This window comes from Alcaligenes sp. Lyrl_28 (assembly GCF_051948705.1).
Classification (GTDB): Bacteria; Pseudomonadota; Gammaproteobacteria; order Burkholderiales; family Burkholderiaceae_B; genus Alcaligenes; species Alcaligenes ammonioxydans.
Map to the genome: position 1 here is coordinate 494,300 of NZ_JAYJLG010000002.1, position 23,017 is coordinate 517,316.

At 58.8% G+C, this 23,017-nt stretch carries 21 protein-coding genes; 6 read left to right on the forward strand and 15 right to left on the reverse strand.

Annotated elements, in window-relative coordinates:
* Positions 1–248: 248 nt before the first annotated feature.
* The 4 genes from VF694_RS06855 to VF694_RS06870 form a co-directional block, all read right to left on the reverse strand.
* Positions 249–1,856, reverse strand: coding sequence for a gamma-glutamyltransferase family protein (locus VF694_RS06855; RefSeq protein WP_003802688.1), 1,608 nt, complete (start codon positions 1,854–1,856; stop codon positions 249–251).
* Positions 1,853–2,869 carry a Bug family tripartite tricarboxylate transporter substrate binding protein gene (locus VF694_RS06860; RefSeq protein WP_059318742.1) on the reverse strand — a complete coding sequence of 339 codons (1,017 nt, stop codon included), beginning with the start codon at positions 2,867–2,869 and terminating at the stop codon, positions 1,853–1,855. The genes VF694_RS06855 and VF694_RS06860 overlap by 4 nt, the downstream gene beginning before the upstream one ends.
* A 90-nt stretch (positions 2,870–2,959) precedes the next feature.
* Positions 2,960–3,871 carry a LysR substrate-binding domain-containing protein gene (locus VF694_RS06865; RefSeq protein ID WP_301606898.1) on the reverse strand — a complete coding sequence of 304 codons (912 nt, stop codon included), beginning with the start codon at positions 3,869–3,871 and terminating at the stop codon, positions 2,960–2,962.
* Positions 3,868–4,866, reverse strand: coding sequence for an LLM class flavin-dependent oxidoreductase (locus VF694_RS06870; protein ID WP_003802682.1), 999 nt, complete (start codon positions 4,864–4,866; stop codon positions 3,868–3,870). The genes VF694_RS06865 and VF694_RS06870 overlap by 4 nt, the downstream gene beginning before the upstream one ends.
* Positions 4,867–4,954: 88 nt before the next feature.
* Between VF694_RS06870 and VF694_RS06875 the strand changes: the two genes are divergently transcribed.
* The 3 genes from VF694_RS06875 to VF694_RS06885 all read left to right on the forward strand — a co-directional run bounded on the left by VF694_RS06875 (position 4,955) and on the right by VF694_RS06885 (position 8,044).
* Entirely contained in the window at positions 4,955–5,566 is a 612-nt protein-coding gene (locus VF694_RS06875; RefSeq protein WP_440163985.1) for a class I SAM-dependent methyltransferase, read from the forward strand.
* Between the two features lie 526 nt (positions 5,567–6,092).
* Positions 6,093–6,905: a mechanosensitive ion channel family protein gene (locus VF694_RS06880; RefSeq protein ID WP_039943581.1), complete on the forward strand. Its 813-nt coding sequence runs from the start codon at positions 6,093–6,095 to the stop codon at positions 6,903–6,905.
* A gap of 206 nt (positions 6,906–7,111) precedes the next feature.
* Positions 7,112–8,044 carry a LysR substrate-binding domain-containing protein gene (locus tag VF694_RS06885; protein WP_003802676.1) on the forward strand — a complete coding sequence of 311 codons (933 nt, stop codon included), beginning with the start codon at positions 7,112–7,114 and terminating at the stop codon, positions 8,042–8,044.
* Positions 8,045–8,166: 122 nt separating this feature from the next.
* Here VF694_RS06885 and VF694_RS06890 read toward each other — a convergent pair whose 3' ends face one another.
* The 11 genes from VF694_RS06890 to VF694_RS06940 form a co-directional block, all read right to left on the reverse strand.
* On the reverse strand, positions 8,167–9,093 hold the full coding sequence (locus VF694_RS06890) for an acyltransferase domain-containing protein (RefSeq protein WP_003802674.1): 927 nt from the start codon (positions 9,091–9,093) through the stop codon (positions 8,167–8,169).
* A gap of 2 nt (positions 9,094–9,095) precedes the next feature.
* Entirely contained in the window at positions 9,096–10,058 is a 963-nt protein-coding gene (locus tag VF694_RS06895) for a triphosphoribosyl-dephospho-CoA synthase (RefSeq protein ID WP_440163986.1), read from the reverse strand.
* Positions 10,048–10,752, reverse strand: coding sequence for a malonate decarboxylase holo-[acyl-carrier-protein] synthase (mdcG, locus tag VF694_RS06900; RefSeq protein ID WP_003802671.1), 705 nt, complete (start codon positions 10,750–10,752; stop codon positions 10,048–10,050). Before mdcG ends, VF694_RS06895 begins: the two co-directional genes overlap by 11 nt.
* Positions 10,752–11,465 carry a biotin-independent malonate decarboxylase subunit gamma gene (gene mdcE / locus VF694_RS06905; protein ID WP_059318748.1) on the reverse strand — a complete coding sequence of 238 codons (714 nt, stop codon included), beginning with the start codon at positions 11,463–11,465 and terminating at the stop codon, positions 10,752–10,754. Before mdcE ends, mdcG begins: the two co-directional genes overlap by 1 nt.
* On the reverse strand, positions 11,462–12,364 hold the full coding sequence (locus VF694_RS06910) for a biotin-independent malonate decarboxylase subunit beta (protein ID WP_003802667.1): 903 nt from the start codon (positions 12,362–12,364) through the stop codon (positions 11,462–11,464). The genes mdcE and VF694_RS06910 overlap by 4 nt, the downstream gene beginning before the upstream one ends.
* The gene (mdcC, locus tag VF694_RS06915) at positions 12,361–12,711 is read right to left on the reverse strand and encodes a malonate decarboxylase acyl carrier protein (RefSeq protein WP_003802665.1); all 351 of its coding nucleotides are present in this window, start codon (positions 12,709–12,711) and stop codon (positions 12,361–12,363) included. The genes VF694_RS06910 and mdcC overlap by 4 nt, the downstream gene beginning before the upstream one ends.
* Positions 12,712–12,745: 34 nt before the next feature.
* The gene (mdcA, locus tag VF694_RS06920) at positions 12,746–14,428 is read right to left on the reverse strand and encodes a malonate decarboxylase subunit alpha (protein ID WP_131071377.1); all 1,683 of its coding nucleotides are present in this window, start codon (positions 14,426–14,428) and stop codon (positions 12,746–12,748) included.
* A 58-nt stretch (positions 14,429–14,486) separates the two neighbouring features.
* Positions 14,487–15,767 carry an amidase gene (locus tag VF694_RS06925; protein ID WP_131071378.1) on the reverse strand — a complete coding sequence of 427 codons (1,281 nt, stop codon included), beginning with the start codon at positions 15,765–15,767 and terminating at the stop codon, positions 14,487–14,489.
* Between the two features lie 9 nt (positions 15,768–15,776).
* On the reverse strand, positions 15,777–17,186 hold the full coding sequence (locus VF694_RS06930; protein ID WP_003802659.1) for a short-chain fatty acid transporter: 1,410 nt from the start codon (positions 17,184–17,186) through the stop codon (positions 15,777–15,779).
* 510 nt (positions 17,187–17,696) lie between these two features.
* Positions 17,697–18,467, reverse strand: a complete 771-nt coding sequence (locus tag VF694_RS06935) for an IclR family transcriptional regulator (RefSeq protein WP_003802658.1) — start codon at positions 18,465–18,467, stop codon at positions 17,697–17,699.
* A gap of 144 nt (positions 18,468–18,611) precedes the next feature.
* Positions 18,612–19,460 carry an RNA methyltransferase gene (locus VF694_RS06940; RefSeq protein ID WP_003802655.1) on the reverse strand — a complete coding sequence of 283 codons (849 nt, stop codon included), beginning with the start codon at positions 19,458–19,460 and terminating at the stop codon, positions 18,612–18,614.
* Between the two features lie 108 nt (positions 19,461–19,568).
* On the opposite strand from VF694_RS06940, the gene VF694_RS06945 reads away from it, so the two are divergent.
* The 3 genes from VF694_RS06945 to VF694_RS06955 are packed head-to-tail and all read left to right on the forward strand — an operon-like array spanning position 19,569 to position 22,889.
* Positions 19,569–20,360, forward strand: a complete 792-nt coding sequence (locus VF694_RS06945) for an inositol monophosphatase family protein (protein ID WP_003802652.1) — start codon at positions 19,569–19,571, stop codon at positions 20,358–20,360.
* Positions 20,361–20,418: 58 nt separating this feature from the next.
* Entirely contained in the window at positions 20,419–22,002 is a 1,584-nt protein-coding gene (locus VF694_RS06950) for a TerC family protein (protein WP_003802650.1), read from the forward strand.
* A 26-nt stretch (positions 22,003–22,028) separates the two neighbouring features.
* Entirely contained in the window at positions 22,029–22,889 is an 861-nt protein-coding gene (locus tag VF694_RS06955; protein ID WP_003802649.1) for an undecaprenyl-diphosphate phosphatase, read from the forward strand.
* Positions 22,890–23,017 lie beyond the last annotated feature (128 nt).

The following is a 23,017-nucleotide window of genomic DNA, read 5'->3' on the forward strand; positions in this document are numbered from 1 at the left end:
AGATCTTGACCACGGTGTACGTTTTTCTGATGGGTGGTGCGTGAGCCCGCTTGGGTAGTGAGTGGCTGCTTGCCGAGCCTTGCGGGGTGTTGTGGGAGGCCGAAGGGATAGGGTCTTGACGCAGGTAGCCCTGCTCCGGTCTGCGGTTTGACGAATGAGAGACGAAGACCAAGCGGGGTTTGGGGTCTGAATAAGATCATCCAGACCCCAATCAGAGAGCGGTTGCGCGCTCTGGCAGGGAGGTGGACTTAGTAGGCCACCACTTGGCCGTCTTTACGCGGGTCGGAGCCGCCCACGTAGTGATTGCCCTGACGCAGAATCAACTGCGCACCGCCAAAGGCAAAGACACCACTGCCTGGTTCGACCAGCACCTCATGACCACGTTCACGCAGAGCCTGAACCAAAGCGGGATCGAATGTGGGTTCCACCGCCACGCCACGCCCACCGGTGACGCGCCAGCGAGGCGCATCGGCTGCGGCTTGCGGATTCTGGCGGTACAGCAAGACCCGTAAGGCCATTTGCATGTGGCCTTGGGACTGGAAGGGGCCGCCCATCACGCCAAAGGACATTTGTGGCGTGCCGTCGGCATTCATGGCAAAGGCTGGAATGATGGTGTGCGAGGGGCGCTTGCCACCGGCAACCTGATTCACGTGTCCAGGGCGCAGGCTAAACCCATGGCCTCGGTTCTGCAGGCTGATACCGGTACCTGGCACGACTACGCCGGACCCAAAACCCATGTAGTTGGACTGGATCAGGGAGACCATCATGCCGCTGGAGTCCGCGGCGGTGACATAGACTGTGCCAGAGGGCCCGGGCAGGCCATGCTTGGGGTCCCCTGCCCGGTCCATTTGAATCAGGGCAGCACGCTCGCGCAGATAGGCTGGGTCCAGCAAATGCTCTGGATGATGAATCATGTGCTCCAGATCTGCGTGGTGTTCGTATAGATCGGCAAAGGCCAGTTTCATGGCCTCAATGCTCAAATGCACCGTATCAATGTGATCCAGTGGCTGCTGACCGATGCCTGCCTGCTCCATGATGCCCAGCGCCATCAGCGCGGCAAGGCCTTGGCCGTTCGGTGGGATTTCATGAATGACGGATTGCGCAAACGGATGGCTGATGGTGCCGCACCAGTGGGCACAGTGCTCGGCCAGATCCTGTTCGTCCATGGCGCCGCCATGCTGGCGGGAAAAGTCGGCAATGCGTTTGGCCAGCTCGCCGGTATAGAAGTCCCGACCCTGGGTGGCGGCAATACGCTCCAGCGTGTTGGCCTGGTCCGGATTCTGGTACCACTGTCCGGCAACGGGGGCTTTGCCATCGCGTAAAAAAGCCTCGGCAAAACCGGGCTGATCGCCCAGGCGTTGACGGCCCAGTTCCCACAAGCGGGCAATCACGGGTGAGACAGGAAAGCCGTCACGGGCATAATGAATCGCCGGGGCGGCAACCTGCTCCAGGCTCAGGCGCCCCAGCTTGCTGGACAGCTCGGCCCAGGCAGAGACGGCACCGGGCACGGAGACGCTTTCCCAGCCTTTGTCGGGCATGGCCGTGTGGTCTTTGAATCGATCCGGCGACCAGCCTCGGGGCGAACGTCCGGAAGCGTTCAGGCCATGCAGTTCTTTGCCGTCCCAGACGATGGCAAAGGCGTCACTGCCTATGCCACAACCAGTGGGTTCCACCACGGTCAGGGTAATGGCGGCAGCCAGAGCCGCATCGACCGCGTTGCCCCCGGCTTGCAACATGCGCAGTCCTGCTTGCGCAGCCAGGGGATGGGAGGTGCTGACCATGTTCTGGCCAAGTACGGCAGAGCGGGCGGACGGGTAAGGGTTGTGCCAGTCCATGCCTTTGTCAGTGGTATTCATTGAATCTGTATTCCAGTCAATTTAATCAGGCTTTGCCAGCGTGCGCTGTCTTCGCGAACCAGGGCAATAAAATCTTCCCGGCTGGTGCTGCGAGGTTGGTCCACGCCTAGGGTTTGCAGGCGCGAGCGCACGTTGGGGTCCTGAATGGCATGTGCAAAAGCTTGATAGGCTTTATCACGGATGTCGTCGGGCAGGCCTGCCGGTGCATACAGCCCGAACCAGGTTACCGACTCGTAGCCCGGCAGCCCCGACTCCTGAAAGGTGGGTAAATCGGGAGCCAGCGGCGAGCGCTGTGGACCGGTGACGGCCAGAGCGCGCAACTGACCACTTTTCACATAGGGCATCCCCGTGGGGATCGCATCCAGTAAAACATGGATGGAGCCACCCAGCATATCGTTAATGCCCTGACCGGTGCCACGGTAAGGAACGTGGGACATGACGATATTGGCCTGATTCAAGAAGGCTTCGGTGCCCAGATGCACAATCGTGCCGTTGCCGCTGCTGGCGTAGTTCAACTCATCAGGATGGGCGCGGGCGTAATCAATCAGCTCTGGCAGCGTTTGTGCGGGTACGGACGGGTTCACCAATAAGACGCTGGCGGCATCGCCCAAGTGGGCGATGGGCGTGAAGTCTTTCTCTGCATCGTAGGGCAGGGACTTGTACAGGTGCGGAGCAATCGCGTGGGTGCTGCTGGTGGTGAACAAGAGGGTGTAGCCATCGGGCTTGCTGCGGGCTACCTCGCCAGAGCCAATGGTCCCGCCTGCGCCCGTTCGATTGTCCACCACAATGTTGGTGTTCAGCTCTTTGGCGGCGCTCTCGGCAATCAGGCGGCTGATGACATCGGTGGCGCCCCCCGTGGGGAAAGGCACAATCAGGCGAATGGGGCGCTCGGGCCAATCACTGGCGTGCGCGACCAGGGCGCTGCTCGCCAACAGGGCGCCTGCAAAAGACTGGACAAGCCGCCGCCAGGAACGGCGCGGCGCGGGTAAGGGTTCGGTGCTGGGTCGGGTCATGGCTATCTCCTCAATCAAGAGATGATAGGAAAGGCGATGATGCCGAACCAGCAACAAATAAGCAGGCCAGCGTTGCTATTTCGGCAAGCCTTAAGGCGCGATTTCAAGCTGTGGCAGCAACTCATCCAGAAAGCGGCGAACAATAGAGGGCAAGCGGCGGCCAGCCAGGGCCTGCACTTCAATTTGACGGTTCAGCAAGCCGCGTTCATGGATGAAACTGGCTTGCAGCAAACCTTGCTCAATCAGGTGACGCGCCGAGAGCAAAGCCGACACGGTCACGCCTGCGCCGGACAAGGCAAATTGATGCAGAGACTGCATGTGGTTGCTGCTGAATACGGGGTCCAGGCTGAGGTTTTGCGCGCTGCATGCCACGTCCATCATTTGCCGCACTGTGGTGTCGGGCCCGGGCAAGGCCAAAGGGTGGGCCAGAAGGCTTTTCAGACTGATGCGTTCTGTCCGGGTGACCGGGTGCCCGGGAACGGCCAGGGCCATGACAGGGGCATCGCGTCGAAACAGCGTTTTAATATCTTTCTCGGCCGTCTGCGTAAATTTGATGCCGATATCAATTTGCCCGCTCAGGAGCAGCATGGTGATACGTTGTGGGGGCAACACGTCCAGCTGAAAACGTATGCCTTGATGATTTTCACGGAATTGCGCGATGCATTGAGGCAGGAGCTGAGCGGCCAGTCCTTCAGAGGACGCAATCCGTATCAGGCCGGTTTGCAGGCCTTGCAGGGCGGCAATATCGTGCAGGGTGCGCTCGGCGTCCAGAGCACTGCGGCGGGCATGAGCCAGCAAAAGCTCGCCCGCCGCTGTCAGGCTCATGCCACGGGCATGGCGTTCGAACAGGGCCATGCCCAGGTTTGTTTCCAGCCCGCTGATCTGCCGGCTGATGGCCGAGGTGGCGACATACAGATTGCTGGCCGCCTGCGAGATAGAGCCACAGCGCGCCACTTCCTGAAAGTAGCGCAGTGCGGTCTCTTGGAGATGACGTGGGTTCATACCAGACTGCCGCGCAACTGGGCGGCAATCTCGTAGGAGCGCAAGCGCTTGTTGTGGTCAAAGATATTGGCGTTGATCATCAGCTCGTTGGCGCCCGTCAGTTCGATGAAACCTTTCATCTGTTCAAGCACTTGCGCCGGATTGCCAATGGCCGTACAGCTGAGTAGGGAGTCCAGAAGATGCTGTGCGGGTGGGCTGCATTGCTCGTAGTAGTCACGCACGGGCGGCGGCAACTGGCCCGGACGACCGCTGCGCAGGTTCACAAAAGACTGCTGCCAGGAGGAGGCCAGCAACTTGGCTTCGTCTTCGGTGTCGGCGGCAAAGACGTTGTAGCCCAGCATGATGTACGGTTTCTCCAGATGGATCGACGGCTGGAACTGACGGCGGTAAACCTCAATAGCATCCATCAACTGGGCAGGCGCAAAATGCGACGCAAAGGCATAGGGCAAACCCAGCGCGGCCGCCAACTGAGCACCAAACAGGCTGGAGCCCAGAATCCAGACCGGCACGTTCAGGCCACGACCGGGCACGGCCATGATGCGGTTGCGGGGCTCGTCAGACATATAGTCCATCAGCTCGAGCACATCGCGAGGGAACTGGTCCGGGTCGCTGCTCAGATTGCGGCGCAAGGCGCGAGCGGTTTCGGGGTCTGAGCCGGGCGCGCGGCCCAGGCCCAGATCAATCCGGCCCGGGTACAGGCTGGCCAAGGTCCCAAACTGTTCGGCGATCACCAGCGGAGAGTGATTGGGCAACATGATGCCGCCAGCCCCGACCCGAATGCGGCTGGTCTGGCCGGCAATATGGCCGATCAGTACCGCCGTAGCGGCGCTGGCGATACCGGGCATGCCGTGGTGTTCAGCCAGCCAGTAACGGTGATAGCCCCACTGCTCGGCATGGCGGGCAAGATCGGCAGAACTGCGGAAAGACAGCGCTGCAGTGGAGCCCTGCACAATAGGGGACAGGTCTAGGACGGAGAGCGGATAGCTTGGCTTCATGGCATCAGATTCAAATTGGACTCAGGATATAGTCGATCCATCGTTAGGTAGCGTCAAGTAAACCCATAACACAGGCAAGGATGTTCAGATGAAAGAGACCAGTCGTCGCACCGTCAATCATTATCAGGACCATGCGCAGGCGTACCGTGATGGCACCTGGGACCATGATGTCAGCCAGAACCGGGACGCTTTGCTGGCCGCCATCGGCGCAGCCGGGCCGGTGGATATTCTGGATCTGGGTTGTGGACCCGGCCGTGATCTGGTGGCATTTCAGGCCATGGGTCACCGACCTGTGGGACTGGATGGGTGCGCGGCCTTTGTCGAGATGGCGCGCCAGCAAACCGGTCTGACGGTACTGCATCAGGATATCCTGGATTTGAAATTGCCTGCCGCCGCGTTTGACGGCGTGTTTGCCAATGCCGTGTTATTTCACATACCCAGTGCGCAGCTACCGGCTGTGCTGATAAGCTTGCGGCACAGTCTGCGACCCGGTGGCGTGCTGTTTTCTTCCAATCCGCGCGGTCAGGGGCAAGAAGGCTGGAATGGACAGCGCTATGGGTGTTACTACAGTTGGGAGCAGTGGGCGCAGCGCCTGGAGCAAGCAGGTTTTGAGTATATCCATCACTTTTACCGCCCCACGGACAAGCCGCCTCAGGAGCAACATTGGCTGGCGTCTTTGTGGCGCGTGCCGGTCTCCTAAGCAGCCAAATGGTGAATCCCTGACCTGGCTACCTATCTTTTTGTTTTGTAATGGGTTTTTTGGCTAATACAGGGGTTTTCCCTATTTTTATGCACATCTTTTGTGGATAAGCCGATCGATAGCATGAAGGACCAGGTCCGGGGAAAAAAATGGTAAAGAATTGTCGATTCTCTGATCGGGTTTGTTAAGTTGTTGAAATTATTGAAATAAATGCACTGATTCACGGTTTATCCTGTGACTTGTCCACATTTTATGGGGATAAGATTGCGGGTGTTGAGGCATTTGGCCGTTTTCTGCCCGCCCGTTTTAAGTGGCTGATACTACGAACGGTTTTTCTGATTTGCCCAGTTTTTCCTATGAGCTATCCACAGTTTTCGTGGATAAGATCACGCGTTTGAGCAGCTTGGGTTCCCCTCAGTCTCAAGGCTATGATGCACACGAGCAATGTTGACCTTTAGCGGCCAGTCCCTTCGGTTCTTTGCCATTTTCTTCAGGAGAGTGAAACGTGGAAAAATTGCAAGTCTGGATGACAGAATTTCCCGCTGTGGTCGCGATTGGGCTTAACGTCGTGATCGCGTTGTTGATTCTGATTATTGGCTGGTGGCTGTCAGCCGTTGCCGGCCGGGCCATCAAGCGAATGGCAGCCAGCTCCCCCCGTGTGGACCCCACCATCGTGCCTATGGCCCAGTCGGTCACGGTCTGGACGATCCGTATTTTTGTACTGATTGCGGTGCTGGCACGCTTTGGCGTCCAGACAGCCAGCATTATTGCGGTGCTGGGTGCGGCTGGCCTGGCAGTGGGTTTGGCCCTGCAGAACACCCTGCAAAACATTGCCGCTGGCATCATGTTGTTGATGCTGCGCCCTTTGCGTGCGGGTGAGTTCGTGTCGGTTGTGGGCAAAGGGGATGGTACGGTACAGGAAGTGGGCTTGTTCTTGACCCGCTTCGAGCAGGTCGATGGCATTCAGTTTACGTTGCCCAACAGTCTGATCTGGGGCAATCCCATCATCAATTACAGCCGCAATACGACTCGTCGTCTGGATTTTGGTGTGGGTGTCCGGTACGGTGACGACCTGGATCTGGCCTTGAAGTTGCTGCAAAACCTGCTGGACGAAAACGACAAGGTTTTGAAGGACCCGGCCCCTCAAGTGATGGTTATGGAGTACAAGGATAGCGTCATTACGGTCAATCTGCGTGCTTGGATCAGTGCCGCTGACTTCTGGGATACCCGCTTTCACTTGTTCCGTCGCGCGATTCAAGTGCTGAATGAAGCTGGTTTGCAAACCCCGGTTCCCGTACGGGAAATCGTGCAATCGGGCGGCGATAAAAAAGCGGCCTGAGCCGGATGGCCGCCGAGGCCGGATATCGAGCCGTTTCAGTGGTCAGGACAGCCACGTCTAGTGTGGTTGCAAATAGCAGCAAAAATGCCCCAAGCCTTGCGATCAGCAGCTTGGGGGTTTTTTTCGGGTTAGCCTGCATTGGAGGCAGAGAGCGCTTCCTCCATACTGTACGCTTTGCATGAACGCCACCCCTATCGCTCCCCACGATGTTTCTGATCGACGAAAAAATTACGGTACGACGTTTGGAAGTTTTGTTGGCCTTTTTGGAGGCTGGCACGATTTCCCGTGCGGCGGACCAGTTGGGTACCAGTGCGGTCAGTGTTCATCGGGCATTGAAAAGCTTGGAAGAAGGCTTGCGGTGCCCCTTGTTCTTGCAGGAGGGGCGTAATCTGGTACCTCAGGACTCCGCCCGTGAGCTGGCCGAGGCAGCCAAAGAAACCATACGCACCTTGCAGCAGGGTATTGATGCCGCGCGTGAGGCCGGGGGCTACTCCTCGGATCAACTGCGCATTGGCTCCATGTATTCACTGACAATCCGGCTCGTTCCCCGCCTGTTGGTGGAGCTGAAGATACACAAGCCGTTGTTGCAGATCGATCTGGTGCTGGATTCCAATGAAAAGCTGCTGCAAAAGTTGCGCAGTGGTCATATTGATGCCGCCCTGATCGAACTTCCGCAGGCCCAGCCTGATCTGGAGTTGCTGCCAATCTTTGATGACGAGCTGATGTTTGCCGCGCCGCTGGGCTGGCACGGTGCGCAAGGGTCGGTCGTGGATTTGGCGCGGTGTTCCAAAGAGCGTTTTGTATCGTTGAGCGATGATTTTGCCACTGGGCGTGATATGCAGCGCATGATGGCCAAGGCCGGGTTCGAGCCCGAGATTGTGATGCGTACCGGTGACATCTTTTCGTTGATGAGTCTTATCAGCGGCGGGGTGGGATGCTCTCTATTGCCTGCCCGTGCCAAAGAGGTGTTTTCTGACAAGATCCAGTGGTTAAGCCTGGAGTCGCCGTATCGGCATTCGCAGCGGATTGGTCTGGTTTGCATGAAGTCGCGCGAACGCAGCCCCAATGTGTTGAGCGTGCTGCGGGCGTGCCGTATTGTGCGCAATCAACTGGAGAAAGAAGGGCACAAGCCGGTTTGATAGGAACGCGATGGCCTTGCTGGAGCTCGGTCAGGAGGGAGGGGCTGCCGCTTCCAGATGCTCAGCTCAAGCCCCCAGCGAGTCTGCCAGGGCAGGAGTGCACCTGGTGCTGCAACTGACAGTCAGGCCCATCTGGACAGCCAGCGTTGCACGCCATCCAGGGTTTGGAATTCATCCACGCAGCGTGCAGGGATATCGGGATAGCGTTGGTTCCACAGGGTCGCCAGGCTGCGCCCTGGGCCGATTTCCAACACCACATCGGGCTGACGTTCTTCAATCTGTTCCATGCAGGCATCCCATTGCACGGTCTGCATCAGTTGCGCTGCCAAGGCGTGGGCCGCACTTGCCGCGCTGTGTACCCACACACCGGCATTGCTTGGCCAAGGCACATTGGGGGCCGCCAGCCCACTTTGGTTTAGCTGCTCGTGAAAGGCGTGAGCGGCGCTGCTCATCCAATGGGTATGGGATGCAATAGTCACGGCCAAGGGCGTGCAACGCGCCCCCTGTTCTTGAGCGAATGTTTCCAGGGCCGAAAGTTTGTCGCGTGGCCCCGCACAGACGGCGCTCTCGGGACCATTGCGTATGGCCAGGGCAGCGCCTTGTGCCTGGCACCATTGTTCAATTGACCGAATGGAAACCCCACTGATCGCCAGCATGCTGCTGTCTTGTCCGGCCCCGGCCTGATCCATGAGGGCGGCTCGTTGTCCGGCCAGTGTGACTGTGTCGCTGCTGGAGAGCACTCCCGCGACGCATGCAGCTGCCAGTTCGCCAATGCTGTAGCCAGCCACGGCAGCCAGACAAGGGCTGGGCGCCTGCAGGGCAGGGACGCGTTCCTGCAATTGCTGCCAGGCGGCCAAGGCGCAGGCTGTCAGGACGACCTGGGCATGGGCGTTGGTGCTCGCCCAATTGGCATCGCGCATGGCGCTGCGCCAATCGGCAACGTGTAACTGATCCTGCATCTGCAGCAGCAAGGGATGGGTTGGCTTGAGCCAGGGCAGCATGTCCGCGTATTGCATGCCTTGCCCGGAAAACAGCAGGGCGATTTTCATGGTCAGACTCCAATAGGGCGACGTTGGCGTGCACGGCCGGGAGCCGTGGCTTGCAGGCGGTCCAGCCAATAGCAGGCAGACAAGGTATCGGCAGCACCTCCAGGGGACAGACGGCGCTGCATAAAGGCGTGATGCAAGGTTTGGGCGCGTTGCACCGCATCCGGGGTAAATGCGCTGCCTGCGTGCAAATACTGTGCGGCGCAGCGGCGCGCGTAGTGCAGCCCCTCCAGTCCGCCACGATGGGCCAGATTGCTATCGTCAAGGACCGCCATCACCGAAAAGAAAGTATGCAAACCCACGGTCTGCAATTGCTGATCGGTAATAGGCGCGCTGTGCGGAGACAAGAGGTTGACAGCGGCTTGCCAGGCGGGCCAGGCCGTTTCAAACAAGGTGGGAAATCCTTGGGCGGCTTCCTGGTTCGCGCCCTGTAAACCATAGCGGCGTACCGCTTGTCCACCCGGCAGTGCGGACGAGGTTTGCTGGCTGCGGGCCTGTAAAGCTGCCCCCCATAATGTTTGAAGTTGGTCCCGAATCGTGGCGGGAGTCAGGGTGCGAAAAGGAAGGCAGGCGCCTGCGGCTGCACACAGCAGGCCGAGCATGAAGATGGCTCCACGGTGCGTATTGATGCCGGCGGTTGCCGCCTGCATGCGAGCCTCCGCTGCCATCCCGCAAGTTTGCAGTTGGCAAAAGGGAGCACGCTGTTGGCCCAGGGCTGCCATGTCAGAAAAATAGTGGCGCAGAGCGAACAGACTGCGGTAGAAGGTACTGGCGTCCATATCGTCATGGCTGCCGCTGTCGAGCAAGGAAACCAGTCCCGGCTTGGGAGCCAGAATCAGCTCATCATAGAGCGCCAGAACAGCCGCCCGGCCTATGTCCGCGCAACGCCAGGAAGGGGATGGGTCCATGAGCTCAGGGGGCCTGGGTGGGGACGCCCATGCCCTTGTTTCAATGGCATCAAGCAGCATGAGAAGACTCCAGGGCAGGGGCGTGCTCAGGCCAGTCCGAGTGCGCCTGAATACGTAAACCATGCGTGTGTTTGATCATGACTTTGCTGCTGGCACCACTGCGCCATTGCTGCCATTCACGCCAGGCGATGGCGGCGTCATCCGGAAACAGCAGCTCGCCATCCAGACGGGGCAAGCCCGGCCATTCGCTGGCCGCATGTAAGAGCTGCACCAGACGATCGGCCTGCGTGGCACACTGTACGGGCAGCAGCAGGTCCAGGTCCGAGCTTGCACGCACATAGCCTTGACCCGTGATCAGCTCCCAGCCATAGCTGCCATAGACCTGAGCTGTGCAGCCGTGTGCCTGCATCTGCTGGCATAAGCTCAGCCAGTCTTGCGCCAAGGAAACCAGCAGCAAGGTTTGGGCTTCATGGGCGGGGGGGAAACTGCCCCAGGCCAGGCTCCGCGCCTGGGGAACAATCAGGGACAGACGTTGCCGTCCCCAATCGGTCGGTAACGGAATGCCCACTTGCAGCTGCCCGTGACGCAGTTCACCTGGCTGACGGCTGACTACCAGCGGCCAGCCTCGGGCCTGCCATTGCTGCAGGCTCAGACTGGCGTGGCTGCTTGGCTCCAGATCCGCCAGCACCTGATCCCAGGCTGGGCTGTCCAGCGTAATCAGATGGTGACGGCGAGCGGGCAGTGGTGCGGTCATCAGGATGCCTGCAAGACTTGGTCAATGATCTGGGCCGCCAGACGGCGACCACCGCGTTGGGCGCCATCACTGGCACGGCGATCCTGGTGATCGGACTGGGCCAGTGCCGCACGCAATGACGCACGCAGATGCTCAGGCGAACGGTTGTCCCAGACAGCCTGAATACCCCCCATGGCCACATAGTTGTCTACGCCGGGCGCAAAAACCGGATTGGACTGTGCCAGTTCTTCCAGCAGGGCTTCGGGCAGCTTGGTGACGCGGGCCATGGCGGGAATGCGCATGACGCGAATCTCGGCCTCGGGTACGGCATAGCAGGCGTCGGCAATCAGCCCGGAGGTGATGAATCCGCCCGAAAGTGCCTGGTCATAGACCAGTCCAATGACTTTGTGACCTTTGCGTCGGGCCAGATCCAGACACATGCCCAAATGGGCCATGGCGCGGTTGATACCCAGCAGCTCATCGCGGCGGCGCAGTTGCTGGCCTTGGGTATCGACCAAGAGCAGCAGACTGCGGCCAGGATGGTGCCTGATGGTGTCCAGCACCGCCTGAGCCTGGGTCAAAGCCAGGGATACGCCAATAGGCGCGTGTTCGGTGGTTCCAATAACGTTCAGTGTTTGACCCTCAAATTCGGCTGTCCCCTGTAAAAATAAATCCTGTTCGGTGATGGTGTGCTGCGTATCGAACAGCGATTTCACCAGTGCTTCCCATTTCATGACAGCGCCTCCTGGCTGCGTAATGCTTTGACGGCCGCGGCATCCATCTGCCCGACTTGATCGCTGTGCTTCAAACCCAGCGCCTGCCATAAGTGGCGAGCCTGGTTCTCCGTGTGCTCCCATTGTTCGACAGGCAGCAAGGCGGTGCGATGGGCCAGCATCTGGTGTTCCTGTTCCAGTTCTTCCACGGTGACGGGGCCACGGGCTGGTTTTTTCAATCCTTGCACGGCGGCAGCACGGAAAGCTGTCACAGTGTCAGGCACAAGGTCGTCGCAATCGGCGGTCAGCCAGCGATGTTTCCCGCCACTGGTCTGCCAGACCAGCGCACGGTCTTTGGAGTCGTATTCCTCCACACCGTGTGAAGCTTCAATGACTTCGGGACCGGACATGGCCAGACGGCCTACATCACTCATGATGAGGTGATTGGTGCAGCGAGCCACTATGCCCATGCCGCCAAAACAACCGTTTTGCCCGCCTACCAGGGCAATCACCGGCACCCCGGCATTGCGGGTATCCAGCAGGGCGCGCATCACTTCCGACACGGCGATCAAACCCGCATTGGCTTCGTGCAAGCGTACACCGCCGGACTCCAGTAGCAGCACCACGCCAGCAGGGCGGTCGATCATGGCACGACGCAGCAGGCCCACCAGCTTGGCGCCGTGGACTTCGCCCACACCACCGCCCATGAACTCGCCTTCTTGCGCTGCCACATAAACGGTCTGCCCTTCCAGCAAGGCATGGCCGATGGCCACACCATCATCAAAAGAGGAGGGGACGCCCAACTGAGCCAGGTGCGGGCTGCTGATGCGTTGCGCCGGGGGCAACCACTCATGAAAGCTGTTCGCGTCAAACAGAGTCTGGACGCGCTGGCGGGCAGAACATTCCAGATAACTGCTCATGACTGTGTTCCTTGTGCTTGGCTACGTGCCAGCGCTTCGCTGGCGGCCTGGTCCAGACGCAGGCTGACCACGGCCGGGGTGGCTCCCATATCGTTGATGTCAAAGTGAATGCCGGCCAGCGGATGACGCTGGTGAAAGTCCCGTACCACGGCATCCCAGATGGCGGAAAACCCTCGTGCTGAGGTATGAATGTGAATAGTGCAGTCGGGGCTGTCCTTGGGTTCGGCCAGTACTTCCAGATTGCCCGAACCCACGACGCCAATCAGCACGGGCTGGAAGGGGCCAATGGGCTCTTGCCCCTGAAAACGGTAGGCCAGGGTCTCCAGGCCGTGAGGATGCTGAGTCATCGTGATCTCCTAATGCAAATAGCGGTGCGGGCCCTTACCAATTACGAAAGCGCGCCGGGGGCTGATACAGGCCGCCCGAGGCGTCAACCAGATCCCGCATGCTGCGTGCGGCCAATAGATTGCGAGTGGCCTGACGTGGGTCTATGCCTAAATCCTGCGGTCGCCGGATGATGCCGCGGTCGCGCAGGTTTTCCACCATGCGCACATCGCGGCCCAGGCCTACGGGCGTATACCCGGCTACGCCGCGTATGGCCTGCTCGCGTTCTTCGTCGCTCCGGCACAGCAACAGGTTGGCAATGCCTTCTTCGGTCAGGATGTGGGTGACATCCTCGCCATACACCATGATGGGGGGCAGATCCATGCCGGTCTGCTCCTGCAGGGTCCAGGCATCCAGGGTGTCCACAAAGGCCGGCGTCATGTGTTCGCGGAACGTTTCCACAATCTGCACCACCAGCTTTTGGCCTCGCGGCGTACCGGCCGCCCCCTGGCGTCCTGCGCGGGCCTGTTGACCTGCTTTGAGCCAGGCGGGGCTGGCGTGGCGCCGGCCACGGGCATCGGCCCCCATATTCGGTGCGCCACCAAAGCCGGCAATGCGGCCCAGCGTGGCGGTGGAGCTATTGCCCTGCAGATCGATCTGCAAGGTGGAGCCGATGAACAGATCGCAGGCATAGTGACCCGCTGCCTGACAAAAAGCACGATTGCTGCGCATGCTGCCATCGGGACCAGTGAAGAACACATCGGAGCGGGCGCGCAAGTAATTTTCCATGCCAAGCTCGGAACCAAAGGAGTGCACGGATTGCACCCAGCCAGCCTCAATCGCGGGGATCAAGGCAGGATGCGGATTCAAGGCCCAGTGCTGACAAATCTTGCCTTTCAGGCCCAGCGATTGACCGTAGGTGGGCAAGAGCAACTCGATGGCGGCGGTATCAAAACCGATGCCGTGGTTCAGGCGCTGCACGCCGTATTCCGCGTAGATGCCCTTGATCGCCATCATGGCCATCAAGACCTGTATTTCGCTGATCTGCGCCGGGTCGCGGGTAAACAGCGGTTCGATAAAGTGGGGGCGCGGGGCCGGGATGACGAAGTTCACCCAATCTGCGGGGATGTCCACGCGAGGCAGGCGCGTGGTCTTGCTATTGACCAGCTCATTGACCTGAGCAATCACAATGCCGCCCGAAAAAGCGGTGGCTTCCACAATGGCGGGGGTGTCCTCGGTATTGGGACCGGTGTATAGATTGCCGTGCTCATCGGCGGCCTGAGCGGCGATGAGCGCCACATTCGGAGTCAAATCGACAAAGTAACGCGCAAACAACTCCAGATAAGTATGAATAGCACCGATGTTCAGTCGCCCTGCCGATGCCAGCCGGGCCAGGCGCGCACCTTGCGGACCCGAAAAGCTGAAGTCCAGGCGGCTGGCGATGCCTTTTTCAAACACATCCAGATGCTGGGGCAAGGCCAGCACGGATTGCACCATGTGCAGGTCATGAATCTGTGTGGGATCGACCCCCACCAACGCGTCAGCCAGAAAATCGGCTTGTTTCTGGTTGTTGCCTTCCAGACATACACGATCGCCTGCCTGCAAGACGGCTTCCAGCAATAAGCTGGCTTTATCCGTGCTGCACAGTTTGCCTTGCAGCGAGTCTCCCAGTGCTCGGCTGGCGCGTTGCAGTCTTTGCTGGCGCGCTTGATTCTTAAGATTCCAGTTGCTGTCCGTCATTAGGTTTCCCTGTCATACCTCTGTCGATGTGTTTCTTTAAAGCCTGTTGCCTGAAGTGTCACGAACGCAGCTCAGGCAGCGCGATGGAGCGGGTGCCCAGGTGATGGGCGATGCGAGTGGCTGCTTCCAGCAGCAGGTCATCCTGCCCGGGCCGGGCGGCCAGTTGCAGGCCCAAGGGAAGCCCCTGGCGGCCAAAGCCAATGGGCATGTTCAGACATGGAATGCCCAACGCTGTCCAGGCCCGACACAGCACCGGATCGCCCGTCGTCTCACGTGTAGGGGCTTCGCCCAAGGCCGAGGCGCTCAGGATCAAGTCTGCATCGCCGAAGATCAGCTCGGGCTGGCGTTTGAGCTGATTGACCAGGCCTTGGGCCTGAATCAGTTCAGCCGGCCGAGTCTGCGCACACCGGTCCAGATAGGCCTGCAAAGCCGGTGACAGCAGCTCAAGATGGTGCTGGCGCTCATGGCCTAAATGAATCAGCACTTCAGCGCCCATGATGGCCTGTTGTGCATGAGTCAGCTCACCAAACAGGCTGTCCTTACCGTTACGTTGGATCTCAAACTGGCCGTCGTTGGCGCTCAGATGGGCTATCACCGCCTTGAGTCGGTCCCGCAGATCGTCTGATAGTTCCTCCCACCACGGGGTCTGTAAAAAACTCAGACGCAAGGGGGCTTGCAACAGGCTGGATGTGATTTCCGGGCTGGTGCGCAGCACATTGAACACGCGCTGTATATCTTCCAGGCGCTGGCCCAGGATTCCCACGGTGTCCAACGAGGGACTGATCGTTTTCAGGCCGTTGCTGGGCAGGACCCCAAAGCTGGGCTTGAAGCCGTAGATACCGCAAAAGGCGGCAGGGCGCACGACAGAGCCGGCGGTTTGGGTACCCAAGGCCACAGGCACCACATTGGCCGCTACGGCGGCGGCCGAGCCTGATGATGAGCCGCCGGGCGTGTGATCCGGATTCCAGGGGTTGCGGGTCTTGGGGGGATGGAACAGGGCGAATTCCGTGGTCACGGTTTTCCCAAAAGGCACCGCAGCGGCCGCGCGAAGAGCTTGCACGATGGGCGCGTCCTCACTGGGCCGGTTGTCCCGGTAAATGGGTGACCCGTAAGTGGCCGGCGCATCGGCCGTATTGATCAGGTCCTTGATGCCGATGAGCAGCCCCTTCAAAGGGCCGCTACGGTTTTCCTGCTCCCGGGCCAGGCGCCGTACCTGCTCCTTGTCCAGATGGGCAAAAGCCTGGATCAGATCCTCGGTTTGTTCGTAGCGGGCAAGAGCCGCTTCCGCCGCCTGCTGGCTGGATGTCGTGTTTCGGGTGGCGAACTCATTCACAGACATGGCATGACCTCAGATCGTGAAAGGAGCAATAAGAATAGCAATCGTCAACACGACGGTGCCAATCAGAAAAGCCACGACGGTAAAGCCCATGACCTGCCGCACATTCAAGCGTGCGATGGCCAGCACGGGCAAGAGCCAGAAGGGTTGGATCATATTGGCAACGGCTTCGCCAAACGCCACGGCCATGGACATCAGGCCCAGATAGGCAGGGCTGTCCTGACCGATGGCCAGAGCTGACTGCACGGCGATGGGGCCTTGCACCCCCCAGTGTCCGCCACCGGAAGGGACAAACAGCGAGATGATGATGGAGGCGATAAAGGTCAGGAAGGGCAGGGTGTATTCATTGGCCCCGGTGACCAGCGCGGAGGACAGGATTTCTTCCAGGGCGCGGCCGCCTTCCATGGGGATATAGGCCAGCAAGCCCATAATGCCGCCATACAGCGGGTATTGCAGAATCAGCGGGCCAGCCGTTTTGGCGGACTCGACAAAGGACTTGATAAAGCGGATAGGCGTCCAGTGCAGCAGGGCACCCGTAACGGTAAACAGCATGATCATGGAGGAGATGTTCAACGCAAAACCGCTGCGCACGAAGTAGTACATACCCGCGGCAAAGAACAGCACATTCAGAATCCACAGGTTTTCCAGCTTTTCAGCCGGAGTGCTAGCCTTGGTTTTGGGCAGGTCTTTCTCAATATCGGCAAAGACGGCCGGGTCGGGCGGCAAGGCATGGTCGGGTTCCATGCGCCAGATCGTCAGAAATAGCAGGATGATCAGGGCCAGCACCGGAATCCAGCTGTAGGGCTGAAAGATGGTCAGGCTGAAAGGCACCGTCATGTTGGTCAACTGGTGGATAACATTGATCGGGCTGTTGGGGTCGGTATTGGCCAGCGCAATCGAGCTGGAGAGCCCTTGAGTCCAGAGTAAATAGCCCATATAGCCCGAGGCAATCAGATAGCCAAAGTGCACGTGAGGCAGACGGCGGGCGACCTGACGCGCGACTAGAGCGCCGGCAACCAGGCCCAGGCCCCAGTTCAGCAGGCAAAAGAGGGAACCTACGGCAAAGCACAGCAGCGCACCTTCAACCTGATTGCGGGCACGAGAGGCCAGCCAGATAATGGCGCGTTTTAAGGGCGGCGCTTCGGCAAGCGTATAGCCGGTCACCAAAATCAACACCATTTGCAGGGCAAAGGTGAAAATGCTTTTCGGCCCCCATACTCCACGGTACCAGGCATCCACCATTCCTCCAGGGGTGGCGCCGTCTACAAACAGGGCGATTAAACCGACAACCAGCAAACTCAGAATGACGGCGAACAGATACGGGTCAGGCATCCATTTTTCTACGTAACGCACGCAGATGTTGGTAAAGCGTGTCAGCAAGTTCGGCCTGGGCTTGGCCGTGAGGGTAGCAGTGGTGTTCATGATGAACTTATCCTTGTTTTTGTCTCCCCGACCTGGCTAGTGGGTCGGCTAAGGGGTAGGGTTGCGTGATGCACCGTTTCGCCAGCACGTGCAGCTGGGTCGGGACGGTTGCCTGCATCTCGCTTTCCTCTTTTGGGTGTGCCCTTGGTGGGCTTATCGTTGTGCTGACAAGATAGCGACAGGCTTGGGCGTGGATCAATAAAGCAAATGTCGCTTTATTTACGCAGGGTGAAACGATGCCGCGTTAACCCTAGGGGAAAACAGGGTTGGCGCAGAGCCAAGCAGTTGCTTTAGATATAAAGCGGCTCGGATTTGTGCAGAGAGGATATTTAGCGAAAACGAACGGATCAGACGATCAGATGTCCAGGCCCGCAAGGGGCTGGATGAGTGGATGACCAGGGAGCTCAGGGGCTCAGAGCTTTAAAGGGTCGGAGTCAGCGGGTGGCGAAAAGGGGCGGTTAGGCGGGAAAGCCCGGCGCGAAGGAAAGAAAGCGGTACCCGCTTCTTTCCTTAAAATTTGTCAGCGACTGAATCCAGTGCATCGCGCAACAGACCGGCGATCTCTTTCTGACGCGGTGCGGGCATGCGTTCGGTAATGGCGGTCACGCTCATGGCCAAAATGGGGCGGCCTTTGTGATCGCAGAGCGCGCAACCTACTCCCAGAGCGCCGCGCACGGCGTAATTGCCGACCACCGAGTAGCCGCGAATCCGGGTGTTGGTGACCAGTTGGCGCATCTCCCGTTGGGTCATGCCCCCATACTGATCCAGTTGATTGGCGTTGCGTTCGATGATCTGCTCGATTGCCTCGTCTCCCAGTGTGGCCAGATAGGCCATGCCGCCCGAGCCCACTCCCAGAGGCTGACGTTTGCCCACATAAGTCGCCAGTATCTGCACCGGATAGGGGCCGATTTCACGCCACAAGCTGACCGAATCGTCGCCATCGCGTCCCACCAGAAAAACAGCATCCCCCGTCAGCTGCGCCAGCTCCTGCATGATGGGTTGCATGATGGTGACCCTGGGGTCCATGCCAAACAAGCCCTGGTCCTGACGTGTGGCGCTGTAGCGGCGGCTGTGACTGCTGTTTTGCACCAGCCCGTGGTCGATCAGGGCGGCCAATAGGCGGTAGATCGTGGGACGCTGCAATTGGGTGGCACGCGATAGATCGGTGACGCTCAGTCCTTTGCCTTGATGGTTCTGCAAAGTCTTGAGCACCAGCAGGCCGCGTTGCAAGGTGCGCGGCCCGGCCTGATCCTGCGGTTCTACGGTCTCTGGAGTATTCATGCTTGAAAACGGCCGATGTTTACCAAAACGTAACCTGCTAAGAATATACGCCAGCTCGGAAAGTGTCCACTGTGTGATCGTTCAATAAAGCAAATGCCCGCTGCGTGCAGCGGGCAGGCGGGAGCGACGGCAGCCGTGGCGCAATCAGCGCTGCTCGGGACCGGCGGATTCCTCTTTGCGTTGCTCCGGGATGGGGTGCCCCGCTGCTCTGGCGGTCTTGATCATGGCGGTACACAGGCCCCGCAACATATCCACCTCGTCCAGGCTCAGTTGCGCGCGTCCAAACAAATGCTGCATGCGGGGGACCAGTTTTTTGGGATGCTTGGGGTCCAGGAATTTGACGCTTTCAATGGCCTGTTCCCAATGCTGCATCAGGGCTTGCACTTTGGCCTGGGTAGCCAGCGCTTTGCCAGGGTCCACCTTGCCCTCGGTGTGGGGCAAGAGGGGGGCGCCGCTTTCGGCCAGCAAGGCGTAACGCAACTCCCAGGCAGCCAGTTGCAGTGCCTGGGCAACATTCAGTGAGCTGTACTGGGGGTTGGCCGGAATGTGGCAGACGTACTGGCACTGGCTGATATGATCGTTGGTCAGTCCGACACGCTCAGTGCCCAGCACGATGGCCACCGTACCGGCGTGTTGACGCAGGTGTTCGCGGCTCAGTTCGGCGGTCTGGCGAATATCGGCAGCCGGGGGGCCCAGATAGCGGGGGCGGGCGGTCAGGGCAAACGCCAGGGTGACCGGTTCCAGCGCATGAGCCAGGGTGGGAACGATACTTGCTTGTTCCAAAACGTCCAGGGCGCCGCTGGCCAGCGAGATGGCCTGAGGGTTTTGTACAACGTCCGGGTCCAGCGGGTCGACCAGACATAAGTCGCCAAAGCCCATGGTTTTGATCGCACGGGCCGCTGCGCCCACGTTTCCAGGGTGGCTGGGTTGCACCATAATGAAGCGAACCCGGTGAAAATTATCATCAAATGCCGATGCTTGCGTCTGAGTCATTTAAAATAGCTACTTTGAAGCTACGCTTCCTGTGTCTGCCCATGCGATTTTGCCCTGCGACAGGGCACGCCAGGCAGGCTCAATTATTGTTAAAAAAACGGAATTTCCATGCACCCGATGCTCAATACCGCCATCAAGGCGGCTCGCCGTGCCGGCACCATTATCTCTCGCGCCAGTCTGGACCTCCAGCACCTGTCGGTTGCGCGTAAAGGCCCTAAAGATTATGTCACGGAAGTGGATCGCGCAGCAGAGGAAGCCATCATTGAAGTGTTGAGCGAAGCCTATCCCGATCATGGTTTTATCGGTGAGGAAACGGGCGAGCGCCCACCGCTGGAGCCTGCAGGTGAAGGCACTCCCGAGTACCAGTGGATTATTGATCCGCTCGATGGCACCACCAACTTTATCCACGGTTTTCCGTGCTACGCGATATCGATTGCGCTGATGCACCGTGGCCAGGCTGCCCACGCCGTTATTTACGATACCAACCGCAACGAATTGTTTACAGCCAGCCGGGGGGGCGGTGCCTTCCTGAATGATCGTCGTATCCGTGTCTCGGGCCAGACCCGTTATCACGATGCCCTGATCGGTGCGCACGTTCCCGATTCGGGCGCGGGTGTAAAACCCACGTCTCCGTTCGCCGACATGCTGGCCGATTGCGCCGCCGTGCGTCGCATGGGGGCAACGGTTCTGGATCTGGCCTATGTGGCGGCTGGTCGTCTGGATGGTTTTTGTGCCGTCAACCTCAAATCCTGGGACCTGGCTGCGGGCACCTTGCTGGTTACCGAAGCCGGGGGCCTGGTGGGCGACTTTGAGGGCGAACAAACCTGGAAAGAAACAGGAAATGTGATTGCCGCCAGTCCGAAGATCTTTATTCAGATGCTGTCGCACCTGCAAGATTAAGAACCTAGACCCCGGCATCGCCGGGGTGTTCTTTTAATCACAGCGCCAAGGAGCTGAGATGGAGTGGTTGATGGACCCGACCGTCTGGGTTGGGTTGCTCACACTGGTAATTCTGGAAATTGTTCTGGGCATCGATAATCTGGTGTTCATTGCAATTCTGGTGGACAAGCTGCCGCCGGCACAGCGTGACCGGGCGCGTGTGCTGGGTCTGTCATTGGCCTTGCTGATGCGTCTTGGCCTGCTGACCGTGATGTCTCACCTGGTGCAACTGACAGACCCTCTGGTCTCTGTCATGGGTCTGGCTTTTTCAGGTCGAGACCTGATCATGATCGTGGGCGGATTCTTTCTCTTGCTCAAAGGTACGCTGGAACTGCACGAGCGTATCGAAAACCGCAGCGCGCATGCCTCCGGCTCGCGCATGTATGCCAGTTTCTGGGTCATTGTGGCGCAGATCGTGGTGCTCGATGCCGTGTTCTCCCTGGATGCGGTCATTACCGCGGTGGGCATGGTCGAGCATTTGCCCATCATGATGGCTGCTGTGGTCATCGCCATTGGCATCATGCTGGTGGCCTCCAAGCCGCTGACCGCCTATATCAATAGCCGTCCGACGGTGGTGATCCTGTGCCTGGGCTTTTTGCTCATGATTGGTTTTTCGCTGCTGGTCGAAGGTTTTGGCGTACATGTACCCAAGGGTTACCTGTATGCAGCCATTTCCTTTTCCATCCTGATCGAAATGTTCAACCAGTTGGCGCGTCGCAAGCTGCGTCTGTTGCAAGCGGGGCGTCCGATGCGCGAGCGTACGGCTGAGGCGGTGCTGCGCATGCTGGGTAAGCGTCCGGACTCGGGCGATGCGGCGATCGGTCCCGATCTGCCGGGTGTGGCAGCGCAGACCGTGTTCGGTCAGGAAGAGCGCAATATGGTCAGTGGCGTGCTCACCTTGTCCGAGCGAACCGTCCATTCGGTCATGACGCCACGCAATGCCATTACCTGGGTCAACATTCAGGACGATGTCCAGGTCCTTCGCGAGAAAATGACACAGGAGCCTCACAGCATGGTGCCTGTGTGCCGTGGTTCGCTCGATGAGGTGATTGGTATCGGTCGAAGCAAAGAGTTACTGGCAGATTTGCTGATTCATGGTCATATCCGTCTGGACCAGTTGCGTCAGCCGGTGTTTGTGTATGAATCCATCGGAATTTTGGATCTGATGGAAACCATCAAGCAAAGCCGTGGCCAACTGGTTATGGTGACCGACGAGTTTGGGACGATTGAAGGGCTGGTGACGCCGCTGGATATTTTCGAGGCGATTGCGGGCGACTTTCCCAGCGAAGATGAAAGTCCCGATATTGTTCAGGAGTCCCAGGATCATTGGTTGCTGGATGGCTCGACGGACTTGCATCATCTGGAGCAGATGCTGGGTGTAGACGGCCTGGTCGATGAGCAGGAAGAGTATGCGACCCTGGCGGGCTACCTTCTGACACGTTTCGGACAATTGCCCAAGGTGGGTGATGTCTGTGAGCTTGAGCAACGCGATGCCGTGTATCGCTTCAAGGTTCAAGAGCTGGAAGGGCGTCGCATTTCCCAAGTCAGCCTGGAGCGTCTGCCCTACGATGAAGAACAAATTGATCCGTTCTTGAACACTTAATTTTTATTGGCGTTGATTGACACAACATGACCGAGCAAACTCTCTATTTGTTGAAAGCCCTGTTTCTGGGGATTGTTGAAGGCATAACGGAATTCATTCCTGTCTCCAGTACCGCGCATTTGTTGATTCTGGGGTCCTGGATTGATTTTTCCTCGGGCGATGCCAAGGTGTTCGAGGTCGTGATTCAGTTCGGTTCGATCCTGGCGGTTATCTGGATTTTTCGCGCCCGCCTGATTCAGCTGATTATGGGGACCTTGCGCGGTGATCGCACGGAGCTGATGTTCACGCGCAATCTGCTGATCGCCTTTTTACCTGCCGCTGTTATTGGTGCCTTGACGATTCAGTACGTGAAAGCCTTGTTCCATCACCAGATTGTGTTTGTGTTCACGCTGGTATTGGGGGGGTTATTGATGCTGTGGGTCGAGCGCAAGCCGCAGTACGCAAAAAATACCTCTGAGCTGGATCAGGGTGAAACCGCCACCTCGCAAAAGGCCACGGCCTTTGCCCTGGAGGAGATCACCTGGAAGCAGGCTTTGGTGGTGGGTTTCGCTCAGTGTATTGCCATGGTGCCCGGTACTTCGCGTTCGGGGGCGACGATTATTGGTGGCATGCTGGCCGGTATTCAGCGCAAGACGGCCACGGAGTTTTCTTTTTTCCTGGCGATGCCAACCATGTTGGCTGCCACGGTTTATGACTTGTACCGCAACGGCGCGTCTTTAAGTTCGGACCAGAGCACCGCAATTATCGTGGGCTTTGTGGCTGCCTTCTTTAGCGCACTGTTTCTAGTGAAAGCCGTGCTGCGTTTTGTGTCCAGCCGTACTTATCGTCCTTTTGCCTGGTATCGGATTGCGTTGGGCGGGGTATTGTTTGTGTGGCTGATGACGTAGACCTTTGCCGCCTAAGATGTTTTGAAATCCCCGTTTGGCTTGTTGGCCAGCGGGGATTTTTCTTTTCAGGGAGGCTCGGTCAATGTCGTCTTTGCACACACCTACTTTACCTACCTACTTATCTATCT